This is a genomic window from Mesorhizobium sp. CA16 (assembly GCF_020165175.1).
GTDB lineage: Bacteria > Pseudomonadota > Alphaproteobacteria > Rhizobiales > Rhizobiaceae > Mesorhizobium.
Genome location: NZ_JAIUHP010000001.1, coordinates 134,960 through 153,000 on the forward strand (window position 1 = coordinate 134,960; position 18,041 = coordinate 153,000).

At 65.9% G+C, this 18,041-nt stretch carries 16 protein-coding genes; 9 read left to right on the top strand and 7 right to left on the bottom strand.

The features are described 5' to 3' along the window. From LB525_RS00615 to LB525_RS00645, 7 genes are all read left to right on the top strand, one after another. On the top strand, positions 1 to 267 hold the full coding sequence (locus LB525_RS00615) for a sarcosine oxidase subunit delta (RefSeq protein WP_224543001.1): 267 nt from the start codon (positions 1 to 3) through the stop codon (positions 265 to 267). Further along, a complete protein-coding gene (locus tag LB525_RS00620; RefSeq protein WP_224543002.1) occupies positions 264 to 3,119 on the top strand; it encodes a 2Fe-2S iron-sulfur cluster-binding protein in 2,856 nt (951 codons plus the stop codon). Before LB525_RS00615 ends, LB525_RS00620 begins: the two co-directional genes overlap by 4 nt. Continuing rightward, entirely contained in the window at positions 3,120 to 3,707 is a 588-nt protein-coding gene (locus tag LB525_RS00625) for a hypothetical protein (RefSeq protein WP_224543003.1), read from the top strand. Next, the gene (locus LB525_RS00630) at positions 3,704 to 4,612 is read left to right on the top strand and encodes a dihydrodipicolinate synthase family protein (protein ID WP_224543004.1); all 909 of its coding nucleotides are present in this window, start codon (positions 3,704 to 3,706) and stop codon (positions 4,610 to 4,612) included. Before LB525_RS00625 ends, LB525_RS00630 begins: the two co-directional genes overlap by 4 nt. Positions 4,613 to 4,619: 7 nt before the next feature. Next, a complete protein-coding gene (locus LB525_RS00635) occupies positions 4,620 to 5,588 on the top strand; it encodes a D-2-hydroxyacid dehydrogenase (RefSeq protein WP_224543005.1) in 969 nt (322 codons plus the stop codon). A gap of 62 nt (positions 5,589 to 5,650) precedes the next feature. Next, on the top strand, positions 5,651 to 7,192 hold the full coding sequence (locus LB525_RS00640; RefSeq protein ID WP_095768562.1) for a trimethylamine methyltransferase family protein: 1,542 nt from the start codon (positions 5,651 to 5,653) through the stop codon (positions 7,190 to 7,192). Positions 7,193 to 7,201: 9 nt separating this feature from the next. Then, positions 7,202 to 8,692 (top strand): N-acyl-D-amino-acid deacylase family protein, encoded by a 1,491-nt coding sequence (locus LB525_RS00645; RefSeq protein ID WP_224543006.1) that lies wholly within the window; start codon positions 7,202 to 7,204, stop codon positions 8,690 to 8,692. Here LB525_RS00645 and LB525_RS00650 read toward each other — a convergent pair. Genes LB525_RS00650 through LB525_RS00680 form a run of 7 tightly spaced genes read right to left on the bottom strand, consistent with a single transcriptional unit; the run spans position 8,677 to position 15,793 of the window. Continuing rightward, complete coding sequence (locus LB525_RS00650; RefSeq protein ID WP_224543007.1) at positions 8,677 to 9,342, bottom strand: cysteine hydrolase family protein; 666 nt, start codon at positions 9,340 to 9,342, stop codon at positions 8,677 to 8,679. The two genes, LB525_RS00645 and LB525_RS00650, sit on opposite strands and share 16 nt — an antisense overlap. Beyond that, positions 9,339 to 10,616 carry a Zn-dependent hydrolase gene (locus tag LB525_RS00655; protein WP_224543008.1) on the bottom strand — a complete coding sequence of 426 codons (1,278 nt, stop codon included), beginning with the start codon at positions 10,614 to 10,616 and terminating at the stop codon, positions 9,339 to 9,341. Before LB525_RS00655 ends, LB525_RS00650 begins: the two co-directional genes overlap by 4 nt. Then, positions 10,613 to 11,773: an NAD(P)/FAD-dependent oxidoreductase gene (locus tag LB525_RS00660; RefSeq protein WP_224543009.1), complete on the bottom strand. Its 1,161-nt coding sequence runs from the start codon at positions 11,771 to 11,773 to the stop codon at positions 10,613 to 10,615. Before LB525_RS00660 ends, LB525_RS00655 begins: the two co-directional genes overlap by 4 nt. Further along, positions 11,770 to 13,083: a Coenzyme F420 hydrogenase/dehydrogenase, beta subunit C-terminal domain gene (locus LB525_RS00665; protein WP_224543010.1), complete on the bottom strand. Its 1,314-nt coding sequence runs from the start codon at positions 13,081 to 13,083 to the stop codon at positions 11,770 to 11,772. The genes LB525_RS00660 and LB525_RS00665 overlap by 4 nt, the downstream gene beginning before the upstream one ends. Positions 13,084 to 13,090: 7 nt before the next feature. After that, entirely contained in the window at positions 13,091 to 14,005 is a 915-nt protein-coding gene (locus LB525_RS00670) for a nitrilase-related carbon-nitrogen hydrolase (protein WP_224543011.1), read from the bottom strand. Further along, positions 13,990 to 15,420 (bottom strand): dihydropyrimidinase, encoded by a 1,431-nt coding sequence (hydA, locus tag LB525_RS00675; RefSeq protein WP_224543012.1) that lies wholly within the window; start codon positions 15,418 to 15,420, stop codon positions 13,990 to 13,992. Before hydA ends, LB525_RS00670 begins: the two co-directional genes overlap by 16 nt. Positions 15,421 to 15,442: 22 nt before the next feature. Further along, positions 15,443 to 15,793: a RidA family protein gene (locus LB525_RS00680; protein WP_095768554.1), complete on the bottom strand. Its 351-nt coding sequence runs from the start codon at positions 15,791 to 15,793 to the stop codon at positions 15,443 to 15,445. Between the two features lie 293 nt (positions 15,794 to 16,086). Between LB525_RS00680 and LB525_RS00685 the strand changes: the two genes are divergently transcribed. Continuing rightward, positions 16,087 to 17,274, top strand: a complete 1,188-nt coding sequence (locus tag LB525_RS00685; RefSeq protein WP_224543013.1) for an MFS transporter — start codon at positions 16,087 to 16,089, stop codon at positions 17,272 to 17,274. Then, entirely contained in the window at positions 17,274 to 18,035 is a 762-nt protein-coding gene (locus LB525_RS00690) for an SDR family NAD(P)-dependent oxidoreductase (protein WP_224543014.1), read from the top strand. Before LB525_RS00685 ends, LB525_RS00690 begins: the two co-directional genes overlap by 1 nt. Positions 18,036 to 18,041: the final 6 nt, after the last annotated feature.

Below are 18,041 nucleotides of genomic sequence, written 5' to 3' on the forward strand. Positions count from 1 at the left end.
ATGAAACTGCTTACCTGCCCCATGAACGGCCTGCGCAACATCGACGAGTTCCAGTCCTTCGGCCCGGTGCGTGCGCGACCCGATCCGGACGCAACCGCCGATACCGAATGGTCGCGCCATCTGTTCCGCGCCGAGAACCGCAAGGGCATCGTGGTCGAGTGGTGGCGACACGTGCCGAGCAACTATTTTTTCCTGGCCGAACGCGATCTCGTGAGCAACGAGATCATCTGCACCTTCGATGCGTCCGAGCTGCGGGACCGCGCATGAACCGGCTGCTCGCCCCTTTCGGAAGCCGCATCGATCGAAGCCGGCCTATCCGCTTCACCTTCGAAGGCAAGCCTTTTAAAGGCTATGAAGGCGACAGCATCGCCAGCGCCCTCGCCGCTTCCGGCCAATGGGTGTTGTCGCGCTCGTTCAAATATCATCGACCGCGTGGCATCCTGTCGATGACCGGGACCGACGCCAACGCGCTGGTGCAATTGCCATTCGAACCGAACGCTGCAGCCGAGCGCACGCCGATCAGAGAAGGGCTGCGGGTCAGCGCGCAGAACGTCAACGGCTCGCTTGAGCGCGACCGCGATGCCATCATGGACAGGTTCGGCCGCTTCCTGCCGGTCGGGTTCTACTACCGCACGTTCATCGGTCCGCGCCGCGACAGCTGGCTGAAATTCTGGGAGCCGATGATCCGCCGCAAGGCGGGCCTTGGCGTGGTTGACGCCAAGGCGCCGCACCGGCATTTCGACAAGACGCATCTGCATTGCGACGTGCTGGTGGTCGGCGCCGGCCCGGCGGGATTAAGCGCCGCGATCGCCGCCGCGGAGGCCGGCGTCGATGTGGCGCTGTGCGACGAGAATCCGGAGATCGGCGGCGCGCTGAGCTATGGCCGCTACGATCCGGCCATCCTCTCCGGTCTGTTGTCAAGGCTCGAGTCGCTGCCCAATCTCAAGGTGCTGACCGGCACCGTCTGCAATGGCTGGTACGAAGACAACTGGCTGCCGTTGATCGAGGGCAATCGGCTTCACCGCACACGCGCCCGCGAGGTGATCCTGGCGACCGGCGCCATCGAGCAGCCCGCCGTCTTCCGCAACAACGACCTGCCTGGGATCATGCTCGGCGGAGCCGCGCAGCGCCTGATCCGCCACTATGGCGTGCGGCCCGGCCAGGGCGCGATGGTGCTGGCGGCCAATGACGACGGCTACCGGACGGCGCTCGACCTGCTGGATGCCGGCGTATCGGTCGTCGAGCTCATCGATCCGAGACCCGCCGGCGAGGCAGGTCCGCTGGAAGCCGAACTCCGCGGCAAAGGCGTCGCCATCCGCAAAGGCGCGACCATCGAAGCGGCGGAAGGCACGGCCGGCAACCACCACCTCGCCCGCGTCCGCGTCGGTGGAAGCTGGATCGCCTGCGACCTGCTGACGGTTTCGATCGGCCAGGCGCCGGCATGGCAGCTGCCGTGCCAGGCCGGCGGCAAGGTCGGCTATGATGCCGGCATGCAAACGATGACGATCACGTTGCCGAAAGGTCCCGTCCATCTCGCCGGCGCCGTTGCCGGATCGGATGATCTTGAGGACGCGATCGCCAGCGGCCGGCGCGCGGCGGCAGCCGCGCTTTCGCGACTCGGCCAAGCTGTCGCTACAGAATCTCCGGTCACGCCGAAGAGCGCCCGGTCCCATTACGTGCAGCCGATTGTCGCCGACCCCAAGGGACGTGACTTCGTCGACTTCGACGAGGATCTGCAAGTCAAGGATCTGCAGAACGCGACCAAGGACGGCTATCGCGAGATCGAGCTGGTAAAGCGCTTCACCACGGTCGGCATGGGCCCGAGCCAGGGACGCCATTCGGCCTTGGCGACCGCCCGCATCGTCGCCGAGGCAACCGGTAGGACGGTCGGCGAGATCGGCATCACCACGGCGCGGCCTCCTGTCGGGCCGGAAACGCTCGGCGTGCTCGCCGGCCACCACGAGGTACTGGAGCGCCGCACGGCGCTGCATGCGCGGCACGTCGCGCTGAACGCCGCGATGAAGCCGGTCGGCGCATGGTGGCGGCCTTATTACTATGGTGACGCAAGCAGCGCTGAGGAAGCGATCCGCGAGGAAATCCTCGCGGTGCGCGAAGGCGTCGGCCTGCTCGATGTCTCGACGCTCGGCAAGCTGGAGATCCGCGGGCCGGATGCCGGCGAATTTCTCGACCGCCTCTACACAATGGCGCATGCCAATCAGCCGGTGGGTCGTGTCCGCTATTGCCTGATGCTGAACGAGATGGGCTCGGTGATCGACGATGGCGTCGCCTATAGGATGGCGCAGGACCAGTTCTATGTGACCGCAACCACCGGTGCCGTCGCGCGCGTCTATGCCGACATGCTGTTCTGGAATGCCGAGTGGCGCCTGAAGGTCGACGTGCTCAACCTCACCGGTGCGTTTTCAGGCCTCAACGTCACCGGACCCAAGGCGCGCCAGGTGCTCGAAACGCTGGAGAGCGACATCGACTTCAGCCGCGACGCATCCCCCTATCTCAGTGGCCGCGAAGGCATCCTCGCCGGTGTGCCGGTCCGTGTGATGCGCATCGGCTTCACGGGCGAGCTCAGCTATGAATTGCATTGCGCTTCGAGCCTGGCGCCCAGCCTCTGGGATGCGGTGATGGCGGCGGGCAGACCGCACGGCCTGCGTCCCTATGGACTGGAGGCGTCGCGCATCTTGCGCCTGGAGAAAGGCCACATCCTCATCGGCCAGGATACGGATGCGATCACCACGCCTGAAGAATTGGGGTTCGGCTGGGCGGTCTCGAAGAAGAAGCCGTTCTTCGTCGGCAAGCGCTCCATCGAGATGCGCGCGAGGCTCGGGCAGAGCCGCAAGCTGGTCGGGCTGCAATTCCCCGCCGGCGCGCGGAACATCCCCGGCGAGAGCTGCCTGGTGCTGCGCGGCGGCGCGCCTGTCGGCCAGATCACCTCGGTGGGATTTTCACCATCTCTAGGGACACACATCGCGCTCGCCTATGTCCATGTCGACGACCAGGCGGAAGGCAGCCGCGTGACGGTGAAGTGCCGCAATGGTGAACTGGTCGAAGTGCCGGTCGTCGCCCATGCCTTCTTCGACCCGACCAACGCGCGGCAGGAGATCTAGATGGCCGCCAGCACCGCGATGCGCATCTACCCCTTCATGCCCGGCGGCGCGGCCGGCAGCACGAAGCTGATTTCCGACGCGGTCGTGCTGAGCGACCTCACGGGCCGCCCGCGCTTTGGTCTGAAAGGCGGCGGCAGTGCCGCCTGGCTTGCCGCGCAGGCCGTTACGCTGCCGGCCGTCAACCGCATCGGCGACCACCGTGGCATGCGGGTTCTGCGCCTCGGCAACGAGGACATCCTGCTTCTCGCGGAAGACGCCGGCGAGACTCTCGCCGAAGTCAAAGCGGCCTGGCAGGCCGCGACGGCGCCAAAAGGCTACTCCTCATGGCGCGAGGAAGGCTGGGCATGGATGCGCCTTTCCGGTCCCCGCCTTGCCGAAGCGATGAGCGCGCTTTGCGCGCTGGACCTGAGACCGCAAAAATTCGGCGCCGACGATATCGCGCAGACACGCGTCGGCCATATCGAGGCCGTGACGTTCCGTTCGCCGGCGGGTTTCGACATACTCTTCGACATCACCGCTTCGGCCTACTTCGCCCGCGCCGTCGCGGCGGTGGCCGGCCACACAGACCAGCATAGAGGATATTCATGACCCGCCCGCAAGGAACCATCGCCCCGATCCTGACGCCGTTCGAAGACGATGGCCGCATCGCGCGCTATCTCTGGATCTCCCACGCCAAATGGGTGCTGGACCAGGGCGCGCATTTCCTCTCGCCCTTCGGCACGACGGGCGAAGCGCTGTCGGTGTCCTTGCGCGAGCGCATGCAGGCGCTGGAATGGCTGGTCGAGGCCGGCATTGCGCCGGACCGGCTTATGCCCGGCACCGGCGTCACCGCGCTGCCTGAGACGGTCGAACTGTCGGCGCATGCCGTCGGGCTCGGCTGCGCCGCCGTCATGGTGCTGCCCTCCTTCTTCTACACCGGCGTCGGCGACAACGGGCAGGCGCGCTACTACAGCGAGCTGATCGAGAAGGTGGCAAAACCTTCGATGCGCGTGATCCTCTATCACATCCCGCAGAACTCGGGCGTGCCTGTAAGTCCAGCGCTGACGGAGAGGCTGAGCAAAGCCTTCCCGGACACGGTCGTCGCCTACAAGGACAGCACCGGCGACTGGAACAATACAGCCGCCGTCATCGCCGCCGCGCCCGATATCTCGGTCTTTCCGAGTTCAGAGGCGCAGCTCACCAAGGGTCTGGCGAGCGGCGCTGCCGGCTGCATTTCGGCCACCGTCAATTTGAACGCCGCCGCCATTCGCCGCCTCTATGACGCGGCCCGGCAGGGCGAGGACGTCGCCGAAGCCGATGGCGCTATCAAGACGTTCCGGAAGGTCATCCAGGATGCCGGGTTGATCCCTGCGATGAAGGCGGTGCTTGCGGTCAAGTCCGGCGACCGGCGCTGGCTGAACCTGCGCGCGCCGCATGAGAATGCGACGCTCGAGAACGGCCGGGCGCTGCTTGCCATCCTCGGCAGCGCCGCCGATCATATCGGCCGCGATTGAGATCGCGATGTCGGCGCGCCCAACAATCATCCTGCACACCGACAAGCCTGCCGGCGCGCTCGCGGTGCTTGCCGAGACACATCCGGATCTGGATGTTCATGCCTGCGACACCTATGCCGACCTTCCCGCTTTGATCGAGCGGACCGCCGCGGAAGTAGTCTATTCGATCCGCTTCGACGGCACGCCGCACTATCCGCGCCAGGCACTTACCGAGAGCCAGACGGTGAAATGGGTGTCGATCGGCGGCTCCGGCACCGACCATCTCGGTCGCTGGGATCCGAATCATGTGACGGTGACGAACTCGGCCGGCGTCGCCGCCGGTATGCTGGCCGAATATGCGCTCGGCGCCATGCTCTCCTTCTCGCTCGACCTGCGCGGTTTCGAGCGCCGGCAACAGGCCCGCCAATGGGGCGGCGGCCGCGTCGAGCCGATCGAGGGTAAGACCGTCCTCATCGTCGGCCTCGGCAAGACCGGTGAGGCCGTCGCGCGCCGCGCGCAGGCGATGGGCATGCGCACCCTGGGCATCCGCGCGCGACCGAAACCGATGCCGTCGCTCGACGAGGTGCATGGGCCCGACGCGCTGCTGCCTCTGACCGGCCGTGCAGATTTCATCGTCTGCTGCGTGCCTCTGCTGTCCACCACGCGCGGCCTGCTGGGCGAGGCCGCTTTCGCCGCGATGAAGCCGTCCGTCGTTCTCATCGACATTTCGCGCGGCGGCGTCATCGAGGAAAAGGCCCTTCTCGCCGCGCTTGATGCGGGGCGGATCAAGGGCGCGGCGCTCGACGTCTTTGCGACCGAACCGCTCCCGGCGGAGCATCCGCTCTGGAGCTACGACAACGTTGCCGTCACGCCGCATTGCGCTGCGGTTTATGACGGCTGGGAGATCAAGTCGGTGCGCATGTTCGCCGACAATCTGGCGCGCTACCGCCGCGGCGAGCCGCTGGAGAATGTGGTCAATCCGGAACGCGGCTACTGAAAGCAATTCCAGGAAAAGTGCAGCGGTTTTCCGTGCGAGAACAAGAATCGAAGGGGAATGCTATGTCACAGGACAGGCGCGGCGGTGGCCGCAGATCGAAGCTCGGGCGCGGTGGCGGCGGCATCGCGCAGCTGCCGTGGCAGAGCGTCAAGAACCCCTACCCGCCTATGCAGCTCCTTGACGAGGAGCGCATGGAGCAGTTGCACAAGACCTCGATGCGCATCCTGTCGGAGCTCGGGATCCGCGTCATGAGCGAAAAGGTTATGGACCTGTTCGCCAAGGCTGGCGCCATCGTCGATCGCGAGGAGCGGACCATCCGCATCGACGAGAGCATCGTGACGGAAGCTCTGAGCAACGTGCCCTCCTCCTTCACGCTGACCAGCCGCAATCCGGACAAGCAGATCCATTTCGGCGGCAATTCACTGGTTTTCGGCCTGGTCGCCGGTCCGCCCAATGTGCATGACCGCATCAACGGCCGCCGTCCGGGCAACCTCCCCGACTACCAGAACTTCATCCGGCTGGCGCACCACTTCAACGCCATCCACATCATCGGCAACCAGGTGGTGGCGCCGATCGAGCTGCCGGCGAATTCCCGCCATCTCGACACCTACCATGCCAATCTGACACTGAGCGATCTCTCCTTCCATTGCACGGCGATCGGCCGCGCCAGGGCGATGGACGGCGTCAACATGATGGCGATCGCGCGCGGCATCTCGGTCGAGGAGATGCGCGCCTCGCCGGGCGTCACCACGATCATCTCGATCAACTCGCCGCGCCTGTTCGATGACGCGATGGCGGAAGGCCTGATCGCCATGGCCGAGCACGGCCAACCGGTGACGGTGACGCCCTTCACGCTGATGGGCGCGATGACGCCGGTGACGCTGGCCGCCGCGCTCTGCCAGCAGAACGCCGAGGCGCTGTTCGGCGTGACGCTGACCCAGTTGGTCAACCCCGGCACGCCGGTGATGTACGGCGCCTTCACCTCCAATGTCGACATGAAGTCGGGCGCGCCGGCCTTCGGCACGCCGGAAAACGCCAAGGCCAACATCATCGCCGGCCAATTGGCGCGGCGCTACAACCTGCCCTACCGCACCTCAAATGCGAATGCCTCCAACGTGGTCGATTTGCAGGCCGCCTACGAGACCGAAATGGCGACATGGGGCGCGGTGCTCGGCGGCGCCAATTTGATCTATCACGCCGCCGGCTGGCTGGAGGGCGGGCTGACGGCGTCCTACGAAAAGCTCGTGCTCGACGTCGAGATCCTGCAGAACATGATGGAGTTCCTGCGGCCGTTGCCCTTCCAGGAGGACGACCTCGGCTTCGAAGCCATCAAATCGGTGCCGGCCGGCGGCCATTTCTTCGGCGCCGAGCACACCATGTCGCGCTACACCACCGCCTTCTACCAGCCGATGCTCTCCAACTGGCAGAACTACGGCGCCTGGCAGGAAGCCGGCGGCAAGGATGCGCTGGAGCGGGCGACAGAGCTCTGGCAGCAGGCGCTGCACGACTATGAGGAGCCGGTCATGGATCCCGCAATCCGCGAGGAGCTCGACGCCTATGTCGCGCGCCGCCGCGAGGAGATCGCCGCCAATCCGGAAGCTTAGGACACTACGATGCCTTACGACCTCGTTATCCGCCACGCGACGCTGATCGCCGGCGACGGCTCGGCACCGTTCGAGGCCGACATCGCCGTTACCGGCGACAGAATCGCGGCGATCGGCCGGCTGGACGATGAGCACGGCATCGAGGAAATCGATGCTCTGGGCAAGGTCGTCGCGCCCGGCTTCATCGACGTGCACACCCATGATGACGGCGCGCTGCTTTCGCCGCGCGGCATGGACCCGAAGATCAGCCAGGGCGTGACGACGGTGATCGCCGGCAATTGCGGTGTCAGCCTGGCGCCTCTGCTGCTCGACAAGACACCGCCGCCGCCCTTCACGCTGGTCGGCGGCCGCGAGAACTTCCGCTTCGGCCGCTTCGCCGATTATGTTGCGGAGCTGAAGCGGCGCGGCATCGCCACCAACGCGGCCCTGCTCGTCGGCCACACCACCTTGCGCCAGCGCTGCATGCCGGTGACCGACCGTCCCGCAAACGCAGCGGAAACGGCGGCAATGCAGGAAGCGGTGGCCGAGGCGATGGCCGAGGGTGCGTTCGGCCTCAGTACCGGGCTCGACTATCCGCCGGCCGTCAACTCGTCGACCGAGGAGGTCAAGGCGCTGGCCGCCACAGCGGCAGGCCTGGGCGGTCCGTATGTCACCCACACGCGCAATTATTTCGAGGCGATGGATGAGGCGATCGAGGAAGCGATCGACATCGCCGACCATGCCGGCGGCAAGCTTTTCATCTCGCACCACCAGTGCACCGGCCGCGCCAATTTCGGCAAGAGCCGGCCCTCGCTGGAAAGGATCGACCGGGCGCGCGAGACGATGGACATCGGCATGGATGTCTATCCCTATGCAGCGAGCTCGACGGTGCTTCGGCTGGAGCGCTGCGACACGGGCCTGAAGATCCTCATCACCTGGTCCGATCCGCATCCGGAGATGGCAAGGCGCGAGATCGCCGACATTGCCCGCGAATGGAACTGCACCGAGCGCCAGGCGGGCGAGCGCCTGCTGCCGGCGGGCGCGGTCTACTTCCAGCTCGATGAGGACGACGTGCGCAACATCATCGCCCATCCGCGCACCATGATCGGCTCGGACGGCCTGCCGCACGACATCCATCCGCATCCGCGCCTGTGGGGCACATTTCCGCGTGTGCTTGGGCACTATGCCCGCGATGTCGGCCTGTTCAGCCTGGAAGAAGCGGTGTTCCGAATGACCGGCCTGCCCGCGCGGGAGTTCGGCATCGCGCAACGCGGGCTTCTGGCCGAAGGCAACTTCGCCGATCTCGTCATCTTCGATCCCGAGACGATCATCGACAGCGCGACCTTTGAGGAGCCGCGCCGGCCCGCCGCCGGTATTGAGCATGTCTTTGTGAATGGCGTATCGGTGTGGCGAAAAGGCAGAGCCACCGGAGCGCTGCCGGGCGCGGTCCTCAGGCCTCTGGCCTCGAAGCCGATCGTCAGGGGCGCTTGCAACTGCGGCGCCGATCACAGCGCCTCGTAAATCCGGTCGACCGTCTCCAGCGTGTAGGCGAACTCAACCGGCCGCATGCAGCGCCAACCGTCGAAAGTCTGGCCGGAGAGCGCTTTCAGTGCCTGCGGCAGACGCAATATGCCGCCGCCATAGAGCCGATTCGCCATGTCGAGCATGCCGGTGCGATGCATCGCTTCCGTCATGCTGCCGCAGGCTTCCTTGACCAGCCAGACGCGAAAACCCTGGTAGACCGCGTCGAACACGCTTTCGGTCACGCAGCTGTCGGTCAGCACGCCGGCGACGATCAGGTTCTCCGTACCGAGCGCGGCGAGCTTTTGCGAAAGATCGGTCCGCCGAAAGGCGCTCGGCCAATGCTTGTGGATGACGATGTCGCCGGGCAACGCCGCCACCTCGGCGCAGATCGCGGCGCCTTCGCTTTCGGCGACTGCGGAGCGGAACTCCTCCGTCAGGATCTCCTCCTGCCGCGCATAGCCGTCGCGTTCCTCCGGCTTCACCCAGGCCTGCGCGTGGATGACGGCTACGCCCGCCGTCCGAGCGGCTTCGATCAATGCTGCTGTGTTGGCAAGCACCGAGTCGTAGCCGACGACCGGCCATGCCGCGCCGGGGCGGTATTCGTTCTGCAGGTCGATGACGAGCAAGGCAGTTTTGGCGAGGTTCATGGCTGATCCAGGGCATTGTCGAAGTCGGTGACGAAGCGCAGAAGCAGACGTATCGCCTGATCGAGATCGGCGATCTCCATCGCTTCATGCGGATTGTGGCTGCCATTCTCGTTGCGCACGAAGAGCATCGCAGTAGGAATGCCCGCGCCGGCGAAGGTCGCCGCATCGTGCCCTGCTCCGCTCGGCACATGCGGCGCCCTCATCTGCAATGCGGTCGCGGCGCGATCCAGGCCCGCGGTCAACGCAAGTGACATAGTCGCCGGATCCCAGGTGAAGCGCGGCCCGGGCTCGAAGGTGACGCCGCGTTTGCCGGCAATCTCGGCGAAAATGTTCTGAAGCTTGGCTTCGATACGATCCAGGACGGTAGCTTCGGCGCTTCGCACATCGAGTGTGAAACCGAGCTCACCCAGAACACGGCTGCCGCCATGCTGCGTCGGATCGGACTGCACGCGGCCGAAGGTGATGGTGGCCTCACGCCCTTCGCGTTCGAGCGCATCCCATTCGGTTTCGAGCGCGGCGACCAGATCGGCAAAGCCAAGCACGCTGTCATGCCGGGCGAAGCGCGGCTCAGCGCCGGAATGGGCGTAGGCGCCAAGGCATTTCGCATCGACATAGCGGAAGCCGCCGGCGATCCCGGTGACGATGCCGACCGGCGCTTCGGCGGCGGTCAAGCGTGGCCCCTGCTCGATATGCACCTCGACAAAAGCCGCGATCCGGCCTGCATCGATGCCGGGCACACCGCGCCGCACGGCGTCGGGATCGAAGCCTTCCTCGCGCATGTGCTCGGCCAGTGTGCGCCCGCTGTCGGACCGCCTGGCTTCGAGCGCCCGCGGATCCAGCAGGCCAAGCGCCGCCTGGCTGCCGGGGTATGACAGCGGAAACCAGACGGCCTCCTCCGCCCGCGTTGCCAACACGATGAGGTCGCGTGGCAAGCGGATGCCCTGCCCGACCAGTTCGGCCATCACCGCCAGGCCCGCTACCACGCCGGCGGCGCCATCGAAATTGCCGCCATGCGCCACGCTGTCCAGATGCGAGCCGATCACGATCGCCTGCAGCTCCGGGTTACGGCCGCTGAGCGTCAGATAGAGATTGCCGGCCGCATCGACGCGCGCGACGGCGCCGAGTTCTTCCCCCTCGTTGCGCACGAGATCGTGGGCGAAGCGCTCGCCCGGCCCGTAAGCAACGCGCGTGATTCCCGGCGCGTCCGTTGTGGCTTCGGCGAGTGCGTCCAGGATACGTCCCGCCAGTTTCCCACCGGCCGTCAGTGAGCTCATGGCACGGCCCGTCGAGCTTCGCCCTCGGCGCCGCGCAGCCGGTGCGGCGTCAGATCGTCCGAGGAAACGCCTTGCCTCGCGACATTGTCCGGCAGGCCGCCGCCGGCGATCAGGCTGGCGCAGACGCGCGACAACGCCGGCGAGGTCTTGATGCCGTAGCCGCCCTGCCCGACCAGCCAGACGAAATCCGGAAATTCGTCATCCGGCCCGACCACTGGCGACCCGTCGGCGACAAATGTCCGCAAGCCCGCCCAGGAGCGCGACACGCGCTGCACCTCGATTGTCGTTGCCCGTTCGAGACGCTCGGCGCCGATCGCGACATCGATGTCTTCGGCAAATGCGTCCATCGGCGTCGACGGCGTGGCGTCGGCCGGCGACACGAACAATTGCCCGGCATCCGGCTTGAAATAGAATTCCGCGCCGACATCGTTGACCAGCGGCCAGTCGCTAATGTCGACACCCGCAGGTGCGGGAATGTTGAAGGCGGTGCGGCGCTTTGGCTGCAGGCCGACCGGGCGCACGCCAGCCATCGCAGCGACCTCGTCGCCCCAGGCGCCAGCCGCATTGACGATCAGCGGCGCAAGGAATGTTCCCGCCTCCGTCTCGACCCACCATAGACCGCCCTGTCGGCCGATGGTCCGTACACCCGCCTTAGTGACGATGCGCGCGCCATGCGCTCGCGCGCCGCGCAAAAAACCCTGGTGCAGGCCGTTGACGTCTATGTCCATCGAATGCGGTTCGATATAGGCGCCGGCGAGGTAGTCCCGGCGCAGCACCGGCACGCGCGCGATCGCCTCCGCCGGCGTCATCGCGACGATCGAGGGAACGAGCGCCTGCGCGGCCGCCAGATCTTCACGCAAAAGGTCGAGTTGGTCGGTGCGCGCCACGGTGATCATGCCGCGCTTGCTGAGCAGCGGATAATCACAAAAACCCGTCGGCGGCTCGGTGAGAAACGCCCGGCTGGCGAGCACGATGCGGCGGATGACGCCGTTGCCGTAATTCTCCGTGAAGCTCGCCGCCGAGCGTCCCGTGGTGTGATAGCCGCAATGGCTCTCGCGCTCGAGCAGCACGACCTTTTTGTCGCGCGAAATCTCGAAGGCAGCGCCGGCGCCGGCCATGCCCCCGCCGATGATGATGACGTCCGTCTGCTCGTTCATGGATCCCCCAAAACTGTTCCGCGCGGCACGGCTGGCGGCTCGCCCAGGCGACCGCGGCGCGCGCGATCGCGGGCGCCCCGCCCTTCGGCCAGATTGTCGGCCGGCGAGTTCTGCACGGCGCAATCCCGCAAAGCGAGGTCGCTGACAAAAGGCACCGGCTTGCCTGCGATTGCCATGCCCGTCAGCCGCGCCCACACGGCGCGCCGCTTGCGCACCTGATGCGACTGCAATTCGCTGATCTCGGCGATGCTGCTCTCCCGCTTGATCTGCAGTACGCCAGCCTCGACGGCCGCATCCAACAGTTCCAGTCCGCGCTTCGTGCGTATGATGATGCCGTTGAGCGGCTCGTCTTCGACGGCCGGTCCGCCATTCAGCCAGGAATCCGATACCGCGATATCCGCCACCTGGCCGATCGCGTCGGGGCAGATCTTGCAGCGCGGCTGGATCATCCATTTGTCCTCGTCTTCCCACAGCCGCCGGTAACTGATCTCGAAGGCGCGGCCGTCTTTGGTTTCGATGCGATTGAGGCCTGGATTGCCGTGGCCCCGGTAGCGGAAGAGAGACAACTCGTCCTCACGAAGGCCAAAACGCTCCAGCACCTGTTCCGACTTGGTCAGGTCAGAGGCCCCGCCGCAGACGAAGGCGAGCGCATAGCGCATATATTCGTCGACACGCAGATCGAGCCGCGCCAGGTTTCGCACCGCGGTGATGTCGCAGGGCTTGGCAATCAGGGCGAACGGCTCACCGCGGTCGAGGATGTCGTTGAAATCCACTAGCGTCGCCGCCGGCCCATAGCGCGAGCCGGCGCCTTCGAGCACCGAAGCGCTGTCGAAGCTTAGCCTTCGTTCCGTGCGCATCGGCATGGAACGCGAGGCCGCGGCGTGCAGCACGAACTTGACCCGTCCCGAGTCGAGCAGGAACTGCCCGAGCGCCGTCAGCGTCCCGCCGCCGGAGCCGATAAACCGCACTGTGGGATTTCCACCGGAGCCGAGCACAAGTCGTTCGACAGGCCCCCAGACAGTATCCGCTAGCCTGGCCTCGCGCCTTTGCGCCGGAGGCGGACCGGCGATCCTCGTTCCTGGGCAGACGGCGTTGATCTTCGCCAAGGTCGCCTTATCCAACGCCTGCTTCGCCACTGGCCGCTCTCGGCCTTCCGGCGTCATCACCATCTCGATTTCTCCAGCACCGGCAATCGAGACACAAAGGCCGCAACCGATGCAAAGTCCGTTCTCCACGATGTCGCTAAGCGACAGCGGGTCGGCTGCGAGCGCCGCGGTGTCCTGGCTGTATCCGGTTTCGATCAGGCCCATCGCGGTCTCAGACAGGCTCCGAGATGCGCTTGTACTGGTCGGGGCGGCGATAGAGCTCGAAGTTGAAATTCACCTTCCGGCAGGTCTCGATCAGATCGAGATCGGCGCGGTGGACAATGACCTCGTCGTCGAGCGACATCGCCTGCGCGGCGATCTCGCCGGTCGGCGCGATGATGCAGGATCCGCCGATCAGCGCTTGCCCGTCTTCCAGGCCCGCCTTGGCGGCGGCGCCTATCCAAAGCGTGTTCTGGTAGGCGCCGGCCTGCATCGGCAGATGATTGTGGAACATTCTCAGATGCGCCAGCGCCGGCGCCTCGTCGAGCAGCAGCGGCGTGTTGTAGCCGAGCAACGCCACCTCGGCGCCGTTGAGGCAGAGCATGCGATAGGTCTCCGGCCAGCGGCGGTCGTTGCAGATGGCAAGCCCGACGCGCACGCCGCGATAGTCGAACACCGGAAAGCCGAGATTGCCCGGTTCGAAGTAACGCCGTTCGAGATGCGTGGTCGTGCCCGCTTCCGGCTCGCTCGAGCCCGGCACATGCATCTTGCGATAGCGGCCGATGAAGGCGCCCTCCGGCCCGACCAGATCCATCGTGTTGAAATGGCGCCTGCGACCCTCTTCATGCGCCAGTTCGCAATAACCCAGCGCGAACCCGACCTTCAGCCGCGCGGCGGCATCGTAGAGCCGCTGCGTCTCGGGTCCTGGCATCGAGACTTCGAAGAAGGCATCGATCTCGGCCTGGTCGTCGATGCGCGAGCGCGGAAAGAACGTGGTCAGCGCCATTTCCGGAAACACCGCGATCTCGGCGCCGGAAGCCGCTGCCTTTTCGAGCAGATGCACCAGCCGCCCGACCGTCTCGGCGCGCGTGGCGCTGCGCTGGATCGGTCCGGTCTGGCAAACGGCGATGGTCAGGCATCGAGCCATGGTGTCCAATCCTCGACTGGTTTTCCCAAAAGCGCCGGATCGGCTGCGGCGCGCGCCACGAAGCGCCCGAACCCCGGTTCGGCCTGCAGCTTGCCGTCGGCGACCACCGGCACGCCGCGCACCAGGACGGTAGTCGGCCAGCCGGTGACGACCTTGCCCTCATAGGGCGTGAAATCGACGTGCGAATGCAGCGCCTTGTGCCCGAGCGTCCAGCGCGCAGCCGGATCCCACAGCGCGAGGTCCGCGTCGAGCCCGACGGCGATGCTGCCCTTGCGATCGGCGAAACCGTAGATCGAGGCGGCGTTGCGCGAGGTGAGGTCGAGATAGCGCTCGAGCGTCAGGCGGCCTGTGAGCAGCCCCTCCGAAAACAGCAGCGGCAGGCGTGTCTCGATGCCGGGAATGCCGCTCAGCGTCGTCGTGAAACCGGGTGTTTCGGAGCGGCCGATCTTGTCGGCGAAATAATATGGCGAATGGTCCGACGACCAGAGGTCGATGCCGCCGTTAATCAGCTCCTGCCACAGATGCTCATGGCTGCGCGGCGACCGCGGCGGCGGCGAAAAGACGAAGCGGGCCGCGTCGACTGCGTCGCGGTCGAGGTCAGCCGCCCCAAGAAAGAGATATTGCGGACAGGTCTCGGCAATGGCGTCGACGCCGCGCGTCTTTGCCCGCGCCACTTCCTCCGCCGATTGCCAGGAGGAGACATGCACGATGGTCATGCGCGCGCCGGTCATCTCGGCGAAGGCTAAAGCGCGATGCGTCGCCTCGCGCTCCATCGTCTCGCTGTGGGCGACGACATGATAGCGGATATCGGTGCGGCCGAGATCGATCAGCCGCTGTCGCGTGCGGCGGATCGCGGCGTCATTTTCGGCATGGACCATGACGATCCAGCCTAGTCGTCTCGCCGTATCGAGCACTCGGAAGAACAGGTCGTCGTCGACGGCAAAACCCTGATAGGTCATGAACAGCTTGACCGAAGCGATGCCGCGCTGGGCAAGCTGGTCGAGTTGGGCTTCAACATCGGCGCCTGTGCCGATGGTGACCACGGCATGCAGCCCATAGTCGATCACGGAACGCCCCGCCGCGCGCTCCAGCGCGCGGTCAATGGCGCCGATGGTGGTCATGTCCTGCCCGGGCATGCCGAACGGGACGATGCAGGTGGTGCCGCCAAAGGCCGCGGAGATCGTGCCGGAATAGAAATCGTCGGCATTGCCCGCGCCGCCCCAGACCGGCTGGTCGAGATGGCAATGCGCGTCGATGCCACCGGGCATCACCCAGCTGCCGCCGGCGTCGATCGATTTCCCCCCGGTCAGGCCTTTGCCGATCGCGGCGATGCGGCCGTCGTCGATGCCGATGTCGCACTCGGCCCAACCGTCGTCGAGCGCCACGCGCCCGCCTTTGATCACCAGCTCATGCATTGGCGTCCCCTCGCCGGCCGGCTCATCCGACGGCCGCCGTCACCATGATCTCGACACGGTACTGGTCGCCGGCAAGCCGCGCTTCCACCGTGGCGCGCACCGGCATGGCGCTCCTGTCGATCCAGGCGTCCCAGGCCGTGTTCATCATCTCGAAATCGGCGATGTCGCGGAGCCAGATCTGGACGCTGAGCAGCTTCGACTTGTCGCTGCCGGCCTTGGCCAGAAGCGTATCGATCTTGGCCAGGATCTGCTTGGTCTGGCTGGTGGTGTCGCCGGAAAGATCATCCGCGGTCAGGCCGGCCACATAGACGGTGCCGTTGTAGCGGAGCACCCGGCAGAAGCGCTGGCCGTTTTCGAGGCGTTCGATCGTCATGATGTTCCCTTCCGCTGGGTTCCAGATCCGGTTTTTGCCTATGGTAAGGAGGGTGCAAAACCGCTGTAAAGCCCGCGACGCGCCGAGACGCCGCTTTCCTTTGCCGGCATGGCCAAAAAAATTTAAGCCATAGCCGCGTCAATCTTCGTTTGTGGCAGCCACTATAAAGTGTAGCTTCAGCTCGGGCTGCCGTCGGTCAACGGTGCCGCCAGGGAGCCGCCGCAGCCGCATTCATGAGGTCGATCGCTCAATCCGCGATGAGGCTTTGGCAAAATGCTGAGCGCTCCCGCGCCATGCTGCCGATCATGGTCGGCGTCTGCCTCGCTTGCATCGGCAGCGCCATGCTGACCACCGCCGTGTCGCTGCATCTCGGCAAGCCCGGCATTTCGCCCCAGGTCGTGCAGATCGTGCTGACCGCCTATCCCGTGGGCTTCCTCGTCGGATGCCTGGTCACGCGCCCGGCTGTCGCCCAATACGGCCACGAGCGCACCTTCGTCGCGATCCTTGTGCTGGCGCTGCTGGCCGCTTCAGGCTTTGTCTTCACCGAATTCCTGCCGAGCTGGATCTGCTTCCGCCTGCTCGGCGGCATGGCGATGGCGTCGTTGTTCGTGGTCTGCGAAAGCTGGATCAACCTCTACGCCGAGCACCACAATCGCGGCGCGTTGTTTTCGCTCTACATGCTGACGACGGCGATCGCCGTGCTGCTCGGACAACTCCTTGTCGGCCTGGTCGGTCCGCAATCGCCGCATCTGTTCCCGGTCGCGGCGGCGACGGTGCTTCTGGCGTTGATCTCCAAATTCATCGGCGGTCGCGGGCCGGCGCTGCCGGCCAGCGATCCGGAGCACGCAAGTTCGGCGAGACCGGTCAAGCGCCTCGGCCCGCTGGCGCTCTTTCGGCTGGCGCCGGTGACGGTCGTGGCGATCTTCCAGGGCGGCATCACCAACATGAACATCTTCGTGCTGACGCCGATCTACGGCACGCAGATCGGGCTGTCGGCGGCAACGACGGTCGGGCTGGTTACGACCATCAGCATCGCCGGCATGCTGGCGCAGACGCCAGTCGGCTGGCTGTCGGACAGGTTTGAGCGGCGAATCATATTGCTTGTCCAGGGCGTCCTGTCCGTCACGCTCTGCGCTGCGATCGCCTGGCTCGGCAATTTTTCGGTGCCGCTGCTCTTCGTGCTGTTCTTCCTCTATGGCTGCACGGCGCTCACCGTCTATCCCGTGGCGATGGCCTTCGGCGCCTCGCAATTGCACAGCCGGCACATGGTCGGCGCTTCCGGCACGCTGCTCCTGCTCTATTCGATCGGCAATGTCGCGACGCCCGGCATTTCCGCCGGCCTGATGGACCGCATGGGCGCGCCGGCCATGTTCCTCTTGCTCGGCGGCGGCGCCGTGCTGGTGACGATAGCTGCCTGCTACAATCTTTTACGCCGGCCGGTCATCGCGCCGACGATGCAGGCAGCCGAGGAGCAGGTCTGATGACGGATGCAATGAACCGCATGAAGGGCAGCGTCATTCTCATTGCCGGCGCTGCCAGCGGCATCGGTGCGGCGATTGCACGACGCTGCGCTGCCGAAGGCGCAAGCGTCGTCTGCGCGGATTACGATCTTGAGGCTGCGACGAAGCTTGCCGAAGCGCTTGGCCCTGCCGCGGCCGCTTGCCAGTGCGATGTGACGAACATCGAGTCCGCCGAAGCGGCCGTCGCGTTCGCCCGGCAAAAATTCGGCCGGCTCGACGGGCTGGTGCACAATGCCGCGGCCCCCTCCACCAACGCCACCGTCGTCGATCTCGATGAAGGTGCGTGGCGGCACGAGATCGATATCGACCTGACCGGCGCCTTTCTGATGAGCAAGTTCGCCGTGCCGCTGATCGCCGCAAGCGGCGGCGGCTCGATCGTCTTCATCGGCTCGCAATTCGGGCGCGTCGCCACGACCAAGGCCGTCGCCTATTGCGCTGCCAAGGCCGGGCTGATCCACCTTGCCAAGGCGATGGCCGTGGACCACGCGCCCGACAAGGTTCGCGTCAACAGCCTGTCGCCCGGCGCGGTGGCCACGACCCGCCTGCTGCGCCGGTTCGCCGATTTCGAGGCCGCCAATGCCGGCCTTGGTCCCTCCCATCTGCTCGGCCGCATCGCCGATCCTGACGAGATCGCCGCGGCGGCGGCTTTCCTGCTTTCCTCGGACGCATCCTTCGTCACCGGATCCGACATGCTCGTGGACGGCGGCTATGCGACGCGCTGAGCCCGT